The organism is Streptomyces sp. ME02-8801-2C (assembly GCF_033793965.1).
Lineage (GTDB): Bacteria > Actinomycetota > Actinomycetes > Streptomycetales > Streptomycetaceae > Streptomyces.
In genome coordinates this window covers 22,946-35,034 of the sequence record NZ_JARAXP010000024.1, presented here as the reverse complement: position 1 = coordinate 35,034, position 12,089 = coordinate 22,946, and the positions used below count along the sequence as shown (strand labels likewise).

The window sequence follows — 12,089 nt, the reverse complement described above, 5'->3', positions numbered from 1 at the left end:
TGCCCCCGCGCCTGCTGTCGACCGACCCCCGGGCGTACGGCCGACTACCCCCCCGGGCGTACGGCCGACTACCCCCTGGGCGGTCGGCCGACTCCGGTCGGCCGATCCCGGGGCCTGCTGTCGACCGACCCTCGGGCCTGCCGCCCGCTGCCCCCCGGCCCACCGCTCCCAGGCCTGCGGCCTATGACCCCTGGGCCCCGGCCCGTCGTCCCGCGCCCGCCAGTCGACCGCCCTCCCCTCGCCCGCAACCGTTCCCCAATCGACCGCCCTCCCCTCGCCCGCAACCGCCCCCGCAGTCGATCTCGGTCGGATCCGGCCGAATCCTGCTCGACTCGGAGCGATCCAGTGTGAGCGGGACTGGGCCGGGTCGGCCCGGGGAAGTGGCCCGTACCCCCCGGGGCGGTTGGGCTTCCGGGCGCTCCCCCCTTCACCCCTGTCCCGGCAATCGCCGTCGTCCGTCCCGGTGTTGGATTCTGGCCGTTCTCGCAGGTCGTCCCGAGGGGTGTCGTATGCCGCTGACCGGACACACCGTGCCCTTTCGACGGCGCGTTCGATGTCGTGCGCCCCCTTCCCTCTGGCCGGTTGGCGTGCCTCTTTGTGAAAAGCCGTATTCGCTGCGTAAAGGTTAGGCGTAGGGTCGGGCATATGCGGATTGCGGTTTCCTTAGCGGGCGGGGCGCGGCGCAAGCCGGGGGCGGGAAGTGGAGGGGCTCCATGAGCGACGGGACGATCACTCTTCCCTGGCTCGTCATACGGCAGGACGACAACGGCAATCGCTACCGAGTGGGCCGGTACGCGACCCGCGCGGAGGCTCAGAAGATCGCCGACAGTCTCGAAGACCGTGGCCACAAACAGCTCTACTGGGTCGAGCGGATCGGGCAGAACGGAACCCGGTGATCCGACTCCCGTAGGCTCCGGCCCATGACGGAACGGACGGACCCGGCGGCGGCAGCCGCAGGACCGGCGCGCGCGGCCGAGAAGCGGACCGTGGTCGTGGGCGGCGCCCTGCTGCACGGCGGACGCCTGCTCGCCGCCCGCCGTAGCGCGCCCCCCGAGCTGGCCGGCCGCTGGGAGCTGCCCGGCGGCAAGGTCGAGCCGGGCGAGCTGCCCGAGGACGCCCTCGTGCGTGAACTCCGCGAGGAGTTGGGTGTTGACGCGGAGCCCGTCGAGCGCGTCCCGGGGGAGTGGCCGCTCAGGGCGCCGTACGTCCTGTGGGTCTGGATCGCGCGGCTCCCGGACGGCTCCGCCGAGCCGAAGCCCCTTCAGGACCACGACGAGCTGCGCTGGCTGACTCCCGCCGAGATCTGGGACGTGGAGTGGCTGGATCAGGACGTACCGGCGGTACGGGAAGTGGCAGCCCGGCTGGGGTGAGCTGCCCGGCCGGGGGTGCGGGCTCACCAGGCCCGACAGGCGTGCTTGGGGGTGCCCGGCGCGTGCGACCCGTACGCCGTTCGTGCCACAGTGCGCCCTCGTGGGCGGTAATGAGCGCCGAATACCGGGTATGTGCCCATTAACCCCATGAAACCGGACATGGGTGGGTTGCCGGCCTGGGAAGTGATCGGCGTGATCGACACCGAAGGCGACTGTGCCGAGTGGAGCTTTCCGGCGGAGCCCGGCGCCGTCCGTGGGGCTCGCACGGTGGTGCGCGGGCAGCTGCGGAGTTGGGGCCTCGATGCGGTGGGTGACATCGCGGAGTTGCTGGTCAGCGAGCTGGTGACCAACTCGCTGAGGCATGCGGCGGGGCCCATCGGCGTCCGGCTCGTGCGGCCTTCCGACGGTGCCGCCACACTCCTGGTCGAGGTCTCCGACCCGCTGCCCGACCTGCCCCATGAGCGCGCCGCCCGCCTCGACGAGGAGGGCGGCCGAGGGCTCCAGCTGGTCGCGCGCTCCTCCAGCCGCTGGGGCACCCGCCCCGCCGACGCGGGCAAAACGGTGTGGTTCGAACTGTCCGTACCGGGATGAGTCGCCGGGTGAGCGACTCCGATGTGCGGTGCGTTCTCTCGGCGGGCGGTTGTGACGGACAGTCGCGAACCCTCTACCGGTATGAACAGCGGCTGTACGTCCGCCCCCACCCTGTCGACCACCTGGTTCAGGCCACTGGCAGTTGTCGACAAAGGGGATTCGACCCGTGGTCCCCTGGTTAGAAGACTGGGAGTGTTGTCGCGGGCCGGTCCGAAAAGCATCGGGATGGTCCTGTGATCGTGAACACCGTGTTGTGGGGCGCCGTAGTGCTGGATACTGCGGGCAGCCGCCCCCGGTGACCGGTGCCGGACGCGGTGAGCTGGAGGGGACGGTTCGCGTGAGCGAGATACCAGCGAAGGCCACGGAGTCCAAGGACCCGTCGGGCGGCGCGAGTGCGAGGGCCGCGGGTGATGCCGCGGCCGGCGCGCCACGCCGTGTGGCGCACGCCGGGGGCTTCGCCGACGGTGACGCGGTACGCGATGCGACACGTGAAACCGCCCGTGACACCATGGGCGATTCGGTGCGCGATACGACACGTGACACCGCGCAGGACCACACGCGTGACGTGACAGGTGACCCCATGTGGCAGAGCAGCCCGCCCGGCTCGATCTACGACTACATCAAGGTGGCGTCGTTCTCCATCGGCCCCGACGGCCTGGTGGACCAGTGGAGTCTGCGCGCCGAGAAGATCTTCGGCATCCCCGCCGCGCGGGCCGTGGGCATGGACCCCATCCAGGCGTTCATCGACCCCGACCTGCGCGAGCGCGGTCAGCGCAAGATGGCGGAGATCCTCGACGGCCGGGAGTGGACCGGCGTGGTCCCGTTCCGTATCCGCGAGCCCGACCTCGGTGAGGACGGCCTGCGCGAGGGTCTCGCCGAGGTCTATGTGATGCCGACGCGCACGGAGGAGGGTGAGAAGGCCGCCGTCTGCATCGTCGTCGATGTCCGAACGTTGCGGCAGATCGAGACCGACCTCGCCGCTTCGCAGGCGATTTTCGGCCAATCCCCGTTCGGTTTCATCCTGATCGACACCGACCTCCGGGTCCGGCGCGCCAACCAGCGCTTCGCCAACATCTACGGCGGCACGGTCGACGACCACCGGGGCCGCGGTGTGTACGACTACCTGCGCTCTCCCGAGGCCGAGCGGGTCTCGGCGACGCTCCGTCGGGTCCTGGAGACCGGCGACTCGATAACGGACATGCACATCACCGGCCTCGTGCCCGGCTCCGACGAGCGCCGGCACTGGTCGATCAACCTGTACCGCGTGCACAGCGGCACCGGCCGCCCCATCGGTATCGCCTGGCTCGGCCTCGACATCACCGCCCGCCGCGCCGCCGCCCGCGAGGCCGCCGCGGCACGGCGCAATCTCGCCCTTCTGAACGAGGCCGGCTCCCGCATCGGGAACTCCCTGGACCTGGAAACGACCGCGCGCGAACTCCTCGACGTCGTCGTCCCCGGCTTCTGCGACCTCGCCACCGTCGACCTGTACCAGGGGCTGCTGGTCGGCGAAGAGACCCCGCCCGGCCTCGCCGACGGCAGCGCCGAACTGCGCCGCGTCGCCTTCGCCAGCGCCGTCTCCGACGCGCCCCTCGCCGGCGGTCAGGCACCCGTGTCCCTCGGCGCCGTGCACCACTTCCCGTTCAACTCGCCCTGCGCGGACGCCCTGCGCACCGCCCGCCCCCAGTTCGTCCCCGCCGAGGACAACGGCGCCATCCAGTCCACGCTGGCCGTCCCGATGGTCGCCCACGACACCGTCGTAGGGCTCGCGCAGTTCTCCCGTACGAAGGGCAGCGAGCCGTTCGGGGAGCGGGACCGGGCGCTGGCCTGGGAGTTGGCCGCGCGGACCGCCGTCTGTATCGACAACGCCCGGCTGTACCGGCGGGAGCACGAGCGGGCGCTGATACTCCAGCGCTCCCTGCTGCCCCCGGGCGACCCGGAGGCCTCCGGCCTCGACATCGCCTGCCGCTATCTGCCGGGCAACGCGGCCACCGAGGTCGGTGGCGACTGGTTCGACGTCATCGAACTCCCCGGCAACCGCACCGCGTTGGTGGTCGGCGACGTGATGGGACGCGGGTTGCGCGCGGCCGTCGCCATGGGTGAACTCCGTACCGCCGTCCGCACCCTGGCGCTTCTCGACCTCGAACCGGCGGAGGTCCTCTCCGCGTTGGACGAGATCGCGCGCGGCCTCGGCACCCCCGGTGGCGTCCAGCAGGCCACCCGCGCCGCCCGTCAGCCCCGCGACGCCGACCTCTCCGAGGTGTACCTCGCCACCTGCATCTACGCGGTCTACGACTCGGTGACCCGCAGGTGCACCTTCGCCAACGCCGGCCATCTGCCGCCCGTGCTCGTCGAACCGGGCGAGGACGCGCTGATGCTCGACGTGCCGCCGGGCATGCCGCTCGGTGTCGGCGGCGAGCCGTTCGAGGAGGTGGAGGTCGAACTACCCGAAGGTTCGCTGTTGGCGCTCTACACGGATGGACTGGTCGAATCCCGCGATCATCCCCTCGACGAGGGCCTGCAGGCGTTCGTCGGCGCCCTGCGCGATCCCTCCCAGCAGTTGGAGGACGTCTGCGACCACGTCCTCAGCACCCTCGACACCCACCACGGCGAGGACGACATCGCCCTGCTGATGGCACGTGTCCAGGGGCTGCCCGCCGATTCCGTCGGCGACTGGACCCTGCCGCGCGAACCGCGCAGCGTGGGCCGTGCCCGCGAGTACACCCGCACGCAGCTCACCGCCTGGGGCCTCGAAGCCCTCATCGACACCACGGAGTTGCTGGTCAGCGAGCTGGTCACCAACGCCCTGCGCTACGGCGAGGGCGAGATCAGGCTCCGTCTCCTCCTCGACCGCATGCTGGTGTGCGAGGTGTGGGACGCCGGCCTGGTCCAGCCGCGCCGCCGCCGCGCCCGCGACACCGACGAGGGCGGACGCGGCCTCCAGCTGGTCGGCCTGCTCAGCGCGGCGTGGGGCTCCCGCCGGACCCCGCGCGGCAAGACGGTCTGGTTCGAGCTTCCGCTGCCGGAGGCGGGAACGGTCCTCGCGGACCCGGCGGAGGCACTGCTGAGCCTGTTCTGACGCCCTGTTCCGACGACCTGTGCGGGCGACCTGTGCGGGCGATCCGGGAGCTCTTGCACAATTCCCGGCGAGTTCTTACGAATCGATCCCCCGCCGCGCCCGCGTGGCGGGCCCGCCGAACGAGCCCGGGGCGCCGCCGGTCAGCGTCTCGGCCGGCGCGTCCGGCGGGTCGCCGAGCAGGATCCCGCCGAGGACCGCCCCGGCGACCCCGTTCGTGTGCTCGGGCCGCCCGCCGTACGGATTGCCGTGTGCGCGCACATCGCGCTCGGCCAGCTCGCGGGCCTGCCGGGCGAGGCCGTCGGCCTCCGCCGGGTCCCGGTCCAGGAGCCGGCGTGCCTCGGCCAGCCGGGTCCGGGCCTCGGCGCCCACCGCGCCCCGGTGCGTGCCGATGAAACCGTCCGCCGCGTCGGTGGCCCCGCGCGCGACGAGCCGTACGGCACCGGGGACCGCCCCGAGGGGCGCGGACACCACCGCGACCCGGCGCAGGGCCTCCAGGGGGTCGTAGGGCCCGGCGGCGGCCTCCTCCCGTACGGCGGCCAGCGTGGCCACGGCGCGGCTGACATGCCCCTCCAGCGCGCCGTCCGGTGCCCTCGACGCCGTACCCTCGGTCGGCCGCTCCCGTGCCTCCACCACCGCCGCCTCCGCCTCGTCCAGCGCCTCCGGCACCGCCTGTGCGGCGGCGGCCAGCGCGGACGCCAGCCGGTCGACGCCGTCCACGAACATCTCCGCCTGGGTGATCGCGCCCTCGGCGGCGCGCAGTTGCAGCACAGCGCGGTCCCGGTCGCCCAGGTCGGCGGACTGGCGGGCCCGGTTGAGCCCGGCCGTGGCGAACACCAGCCTGTCCTTCGCCTGTTCGACCTGGCCGGAGACGAGGAGCGACGCGCTCGGCCCGTACCGCTCCCGCAGGTCGGCGAGGGTGGCCTCCGCCGCGCTCGTACGGCCGGTCAGCTCACGGAAACGCACCTCGGCGTGGCTCAGGGCGCTGCTCATGTCCTGTTCCAGGGCGCGTAGTTGGTCGAAGCCGGCGGCCTCGGCGTCCAGTCGTCTGCCCGCGTCCACACAGCGGGCGACGATCTCGTCGAGGGTGTCCCGGGAGGCCGCCGCCGGGTTGTCGTCGTACGCCTGGCGGAGTTGGAAGGCGGCCGCGAGCTCGGCCTCGGCGTACCGCACGGCCTCCGCGAACGGTGCGACCGACTCGGCCCCGAACAGCCCCTCCACGAAGCCGAGTTCCTCCCGGCTGGTGCGCAGGCAGTCGTCGGCGGAGACCAGTGACCTGCGGGCCTGCCGGTCGAGTTCGGGGGTCGTGGCCCGTGCCGGGGGAACCAGGCCGGCGGGAGCCGTCTGGGCCCTGGTACGGCGTCTGCGGCGGGCGTAGCCGTACGCGGCCACGGCCGTCGCGGCTCCCGCCGCCACCAGGGGCAGGACCAGATCGCCGGTGGAGGTCTCGTCCTCGGCGGCGGCGGCGACGGCCGGGGCGGCGGGGGCGGCGGACACGGAGACCTCGTGTCTCTCCTGGTCCGCCGTCACTCCGGGCAGCACCAGCCACAGCACGCCGATGACCCCGCCCAGAGCGGTGTGCGCCACGCGCACGGGTATGTGGGAGGCGGCTCGCCGAGGCCGGCCCCGGGTAAGGGAGGGCGTCACATTTGTGAGCGTATGGGGGTGATCGCGGTCCCGCGACCGGGACGGGGCCGAGGGGGCGGGAGGGGCGGACTGGGTAGGGTCCCCGCAGAGGTGTTCGAAGGGGGCGGGGATGCACTGGTTGCTGTTGGGGACTGCCGCGCTGTTGCTGAGCGGGCAGGTCGTGGCCGGTGCGGTGGCGGCCCGAACCGGTTGGCTGCCGCTCCCATCGCTGCGGAGCCGGAACGTGCGGCCCAGGCTGTGGGGCTACGGAACGATGCTGTTCGGCACGGGCCTGCTGCTGATGATGTCGTTCGGCGCGCTCCACGTGCTCGTCGGACACCCGGTCCTCGTCGACGTCGGGTCCGGCGCCGCGGTACTGATGATCGTGGCGGGCGCCTGTCTCCAGGTGCTTTCCTCACGACGGCGCCTCGAGGCATGACCGCCACGCCCCGCAGGGAGCTCACCGCCCCCGACCTCGCCCCCCTGGCCCGCGCCGCCCTCGGCCGCGACCGTTCGTTGACCGGTGTCACCCGGGTGCGCGGCGGCAGCAAGAAGGGTGTCTACCGGCTGGCCCTCGACGACGGCGCGACGGCGGTCGCGTACGTCTGGTCGCCGGACGAGGACCTCTGGGACGCCGGGCCCGTCGACCACCGCGACCCACTCGCCCACGCCACCGGCCTCGACCTGTTCACGGCGTCCCACGACCGCCTCACGGCCGTCGGCGTCCGCACCCCGGGCCTCCTGTACGCCGACCCGACGCACACCCACCTCCCGGCGGACGCGGCGGTCGTCGAGGACGTACGGGGACACCCGGGCGGCGGCAACCTGGAGGTGCTCCTCGAACGTGACCCGGAGACCGGCGCCCGGGTGCTGGACCGCCTGGGGGGCCTGCTCGGCGTGCTGCACAGCGCCACCGGGCCCCGCCTCGGCAAGGTCGGCCTCGTCGACAGGGGCGGGACGTCCCAGGGGAGTTCCTGCGAGCGGATCATCACGGACCGAGCCCTGCACGACCTGGACGACCTCGTCGTGCGGCAGCCGCGAGCCGCCGCACTGCACGCCGAACTGGCCGCGCTGGTACGGCACCTGGTGGCCGAGGTCCGCCCCAGGACGGGCCCGCTGCCCCTCATCCACGGCGAACTCGGCCCGGACCACGTCCTGGTGACCCCGGACGGCGAACCTGCGCTCATCGACATCGAAGGCCTGCTGTACTTCGACGCCGAGTGGGAGCACGTGTTCCTGCGTCAGCGGTTCGGGACGCTGTACGAGAGCCTGGCCGCCTCCGCCTCCGCCTCCGCTCCCGCCCTCGACCCGGACCGGCTGCGCCTCTACCGGCTCGCCATGCACCTCTCCCTGGCCACCGGCCCGCTGCGGCTGCTCGAGGTCGGCGCGTTCCCGGACCCCGCCTTCATGCGCGGGATCGCCGAACACAGCCTCGATCAGCTCATCGGCATCCTCATGAGCCCGCGGAACTCATGAACTCTCCGACCGCCTCCTGATCTTCGAGCCCAGCCACACCAGCGGGTCGTACTTGCGGTCGACCGCCCGCTCCTTCAAGGGGATCAGCGCGTTGTCCGTGATGTGGATGCCCTCCGGGCACACCTCCGAGCAGCACTTGGTGATGTTGCAGTAGCCGAGGCCGTGTTCGTCCTGGGCGGTGCGCTTGCGGTCCAGGCCGGACTCCGCCGCCGCGTCCAGCGGATGCATGTCGAGTTCCGCGACCCGCATCAGGAAGCGCGGGCCGGCGAACGCGGGCTTGTTCTCCTCGTGGTCGCGGACCACATGGCAGGTGTCCTGGCACAGGAAGCACTCGATGCACTTGCGGAACTCCTGCGACCGGTCCACGTCCTCCTGCATCATCCGGTACTCACCGGGGGCCACCCCGTCCGGCGGTACGAAGGACGGCACCTCGCGCGCCTTGGTGTAGTTGAAGCCGACGTCGGTGACGAGATCCCGGACCACGGGGAAGGCCCGCAGCGGAGTGACGGTGATCGTCTCCTCGCGGGTGAACACCGACATCCGGGTCATGCACAGCAGCCGGGGACGTCCGTTGATCTCCGCCGAGCACGAACCGCACTTGCCCGCCTTGCAGTTCCAGCGGACGGCGAGGTCGGGTGCCTGGGTCGCCTGGAGCCGGTGGATGATGTCGAGCACCACCTCGCCGTCGTTCACCTCGACCGCGAAGTCCTTGAGCCCGCCGCCCTTCACATCACCGCGCCACACCCGGAAACGGGCCTCGTAGCTGCTGCTCCCGCCGCTGCTCACACTGCTGCTCACTCGTAAAGCTCCTCATCGGTGAGGTACTTGACCAGCTCCTCTTTCTCGAAGAGGGCGAGCAGGTCGGGGCGGACGGGGTCGGTGGTCTCTCGGGTGAGGGCGATCAGGCCGTGCGCCGGGTCGGTCGCCGCCAACCCACTGGCGGGATCGGACAGTTGGCACAGCAGGTTCACATTGCGCCACGCGCGGTCCATCGTCGGATGGTCCTCACGGGTGTGGCCGCCGCGCGACTCGGTGCGCTCCAGCGCCGCCAGGGCCACACATTCGCTGACCAGCAGCATGTTCCGCAGGTCCAGGGCGAGATGCCAGCCCGGGTTGAACTGGCGGTGCCCCTCGACGCCGGCGCGCTGGGCCCGTGCCCGCAGCTCGGCCAGTTTCTCCAGCGCCTGTGCCATCTCGCCCTCGCGGCGGATGATGCCGACCAGGTCGTTCATGGTCTGCTGGAGTTCCTGGTGGAGGGTGTACGGGTTCTCCGCCGGGCGGCTGTTGTCCCCGCCCGGGGTGGGTTCCTCCGCCGAGAAGGGGCGCAGGGCCTCCGCGGCGGCCGTGTCGATCTGGTCGTCGTCAACGGGGGAGCGGGCGGCGGCCGAGTTCGCGTACTCGGCGGCGTGCAGACCCGCGCGGCGGCCGAACACCAGCAGGTCGGAGAGGGAGTTGCCGCCGAGCCGGTTGGAGCCGTGCATCCCGCCCGCGACCTCGCCCGCCGCGAACAGACCGGGAACCCCCCGGGCTGCGGCGGTGTCGGAGTCGACCGCGATGCCGCCCATCACGTAGTGGCAGGTGGGCCCGACCTCCATCGCCTCGGCGGTGATGTCGACGTCCGCCAGCTCCTTGAACTGGTGGTACATGGACGGCAGCCGGCGCCGGATCACCTCCGCGGGCATACGGGTGGACACGTCCAGGAACACTCCGCCGTGCGGGGAGCCGCGGCCCGCCTTGACCTCGGAGTTGATGGCGCGGGCCACCTCGTCCCGGGGGAGCAGTTCGGGGGGTCGGCGGTTGTTGTCCGGGTCCTCGTACCAGCGGTCGCCCTCGTCCTCGGACTGGGCGTACTTCTCCTTGAAGACGTCCGGGATGTAGTCGAACATGAAGCGTTTTCCGTCGGAGTTGCGCAGTACCCCGCCGTCGCCGCGCACCGACTCCGTGACGAGGATGCCCTTCACCGACGGCGGCCAGACCATGCCCGTGGGGTGGAACTGCACGAACTCCATGTTGAGCAGCGGCGCCCCGGCGAGCAGCGCCAGCGCGTGGCCGTCGCCGGTGTACTCCCACGAGTTCGACGTCACCTTGAAGGACTTGCCGATACCGCCGGTCGCGATGACCACGGACGGCGCCTCGAGGACGAAGAAACGGCCCGACTCACGCTCGTACGCGAAGACACCGGAGACCTTCTCGCCGCTCTTGAGGACGCGGGTGACCGTGCACTCCTGGAAGACCTTCAGCCGGGACTCGTAGTCGCCGGTCTCCTTCTTGTCCTCCTGCTGGAGGGAGACGATCTTCTGCTGGAGCGTGCGGATGAGCTCGAGGCCGGTGCGGTCGCCGACGTGCGCGAGGCGCGGGTACTCGTGACCGCCGAAGTTGCGCTGGGAGATCCGGCCGTCGCGGGTGCGGTCGAAGAGAGCGCCCCAGGTCTCCAGCTCCCAGACCCGGTCGGGTGCCTCCTGGGCGTGCAGCTCCGCCATGCGCCACTGGTTGAGGAACTTGCCGCCGCGCATGGTGTCGCGGAAGTGGACCTGCCAGCTGTCGTGGCTGTTGACGTTGCCCATGGCGGCGGCGATCCCGCCCTCGGCCATCACCGTGTGCGCCTTGCCGAACAGCGACTTGCAGATCACCGCCGTACGGGCGCCACGCTCGCGTGCCTCGATGGCGGCGCGCAGTCCGGCGCCACCGGCGCCCACCACGACAACGTCCCACTCCTGGCGGTCGACCACGGACATCAGAAGCTGTTCCCTTTCTTCTAGAAGATGGTCGGATCGTCAAAGGCACCGGACGCGACCAGGTACACGTAGAAGTCGGCGAGCGCCACGCTCACCAGCGACGCCCAGGCGAGCAGCATGTGACGGGCGTTCAGCTTCCCGACCCACTGCCAGGCGCGATAGCGCACGGGATGCTTGGAGAAGTGCTTGAGCTTGCCGCCGACGATGTGCCGGCAGGAGTGGCAGGAGAGCGTGTACGCCCAGATCAGCGTGATGTTGAGCAGGAAGACGAGGGTGCCGAGGCCCATGTGGCCCCACTCGTAGTGCTCGTCGCGGAAGGCGAGGGCCGTGTCGTAGGTCAGGATGCAGGCGACCAGCAGTGCCGCGTAGAAGAAGTACCGGTGGATGTTCTGCAGGATCAGCGGGAAGCGGGTCTCGCCCGTGTACTTCTTGTGCGGCTCGGCCACCGCGCAGGCGGGCGGGGACGCCCAGAAGCCGCGGTAGTAGGCCTTGCGATAGTAGTAGCAGGTCAGCCGGAAGCCCAGCGGGAAGATCAGGATGATGATCGCGGGGGAGATGCCCCACCAGCCGCCGAACAGGTCGGCGTTGGGGCCGTGCCGCATCGGGGCGCAGTTGTCCGCCAGACAGGGCGAGTAGAACGGCGAGACGTAGGGGGCCGCGTAGTAGTCGGCGTTGGCGAACGCCCGCCAGGTCGAGTACACGATGAAGGCCAGCAGACCGGCTGCGGTGGCGGCGGGCGCCAGCCACCAGCGGTCGGTCCGCAGATGCGGGGCGTCGATGGCGGCGCGCGTACGGTCCCGTACGCCGCCGCCCTTCGGATGAGGTTCCGTGTCAGTGGCCAATGAGGACTCCGGTCAGGGGGCGTGCCGGTCGCGGGCGCCGAGACCCTCGTCGTCCGAATCCGTCCACAGTGCGTTGTCGTACGGGGTGTCGGAGATGTGCACGAGGTCGGGGCGCCGGGGCTGGGTGAGTGCGGGGGCGGCCTCGCGGAGCAGCGCGAGGCTTTCGCGCAGATGGTTGGCGTCGGTGCGCAGGCGCCGCAGTTCCAGGCCGCCCTTGCCGATCTGCTGCTCCAGGCGGCCCATCGACCGGAACAGGTCGTCGAGGGAGCGCTGGATGGATGTCAGTTCGTCGTTCACGGACATGACGTGACCTCACTTCCGTAGGCCGGGGCCTTGGGCGGCGACGTTCATGCGCCTGCGAGTGTTGCGCGTCACA

At 71.5% G+C, this 12,089-nt stretch carries 11 protein-coding genes; 6 read left to right on the top strand and 5 right to left on the bottom strand.

The features are described from left to right. Positions 1 to 713: 713 nt before the first annotated feature. From PV396_RS40655 to PV396_RS40640, 4 genes are all read left to right on the top strand, one after another. Positions 714 to 896, top strand: coding sequence for an SPOR domain-containing protein (locus tag PV396_RS40655; RefSeq protein ID WP_319213366.1), 183 nt, complete (start codon positions 714 to 716; stop codon positions 894 to 896). 24 nt (positions 897 to 920) lie between these two features. After that, positions 921 to 1,370 (top strand): (deoxy)nucleoside triphosphate pyrophosphohydrolase, encoded by a 450-nt coding sequence (locus PV396_RS40650; RefSeq protein ID WP_319213365.1) that lies wholly within the window; start codon positions 921 to 923, stop codon positions 1,368 to 1,370. Positions 1,371 to 1,529: 159 nt separating this feature from the next. Then, positions 1,530 to 1,961 (top strand): ATP-binding protein, encoded by a 432-nt coding sequence (locus PV396_RS40645; protein WP_319213422.1) that lies wholly within the window; start codon positions 1,530 to 1,532, stop codon positions 1,959 to 1,961. A gap of 337 nt (positions 1,962 to 2,298) precedes the next feature. Further along, complete coding sequence (locus tag PV396_RS40640; RefSeq protein ID WP_319213364.1) at positions 2,299 to 5,037, top strand: SpoIIE family protein phosphatase; 2,739 nt, start codon at positions 2,299 to 2,301, stop codon at positions 5,035 to 5,037. A 75-nt stretch (positions 5,038 to 5,112) separates the two neighbouring features. Here the strand turns inward: PV396_RS40640 and PV396_RS40635 are convergent, their stop codons facing one another. Further along, positions 5,113 to 6,621, bottom strand: a complete 1,509-nt coding sequence (locus tag PV396_RS40635; RefSeq protein WP_319213363.1) for a hypothetical protein — start codon at positions 6,619 to 6,621, stop codon at positions 5,113 to 5,115. A gap of 169 nt (positions 6,622 to 6,790) precedes the next feature. On the opposite strand from PV396_RS40635, the gene PV396_RS40630 reads away from it, so the two are divergent. Continuing rightward, positions 6,791 to 7,099, top strand: coding sequence for a hypothetical protein (locus PV396_RS40630; RefSeq protein WP_319213362.1), 309 nt, complete (start codon positions 6,791 to 6,793; stop codon positions 7,097 to 7,099). Further along, positions 7,096 to 8,136 (top strand): phosphotransferase family protein, encoded by a 1,041-nt coding sequence (locus tag PV396_RS40625; RefSeq protein ID WP_319213361.1) that lies wholly within the window; start codon positions 7,096 to 7,098, stop codon positions 8,134 to 8,136. The genes PV396_RS40630 and PV396_RS40625 overlap by 4 nt, the downstream gene beginning before the upstream one ends. Here the strand turns inward: PV396_RS40625 and PV396_RS40620 are convergent. Genes PV396_RS40620 through PV396_RS40605 form a run of 4 tightly spaced genes read right to left on the bottom strand, consistent with a single transcriptional unit; the run spans position 8,131 to position 12,016 of the window. Then, positions 8,131 to 8,922 (bottom strand): succinate dehydrogenase/fumarate reductase iron-sulfur subunit, encoded by a 792-nt coding sequence (locus PV396_RS40620; RefSeq protein ID WP_319213421.1) that lies wholly within the window; start codon positions 8,920 to 8,922, stop codon positions 8,131 to 8,133. The two genes, PV396_RS40625 and PV396_RS40620, sit on opposite strands and share 6 nt — an antisense overlap. A gap of 8 nt (positions 8,923 to 8,930) precedes the next feature. After that, positions 8,931 to 10,871, bottom strand: a complete 1,941-nt coding sequence (locus PV396_RS40615) for a fumarate reductase/succinate dehydrogenase flavoprotein subunit (protein WP_319213360.1) — start codon at positions 10,869 to 10,871, stop codon at positions 8,931 to 8,933. Positions 10,872 to 10,891: 20 nt separating this feature from the next. Continuing rightward, positions 10,892 to 11,713 carry a hypothetical protein gene (locus PV396_RS40610; protein WP_319213359.1) on the bottom strand — a complete coding sequence of 274 codons (822 nt, stop codon included), beginning with the start codon at positions 11,711 to 11,713 and terminating at the stop codon, positions 10,892 to 10,894. A gap of 12 nt (positions 11,714 to 11,725) precedes the next feature. Then, the gene (locus PV396_RS40605) at positions 11,726 to 12,016 is read right to left on the bottom strand and encodes a hypothetical protein (RefSeq protein WP_319213358.1); all 291 of its coding nucleotides are present in this window, start codon (positions 12,014 to 12,016) and stop codon (positions 11,726 to 11,728) included. Positions 12,017 to 12,089 lie beyond the last annotated feature (73 nt).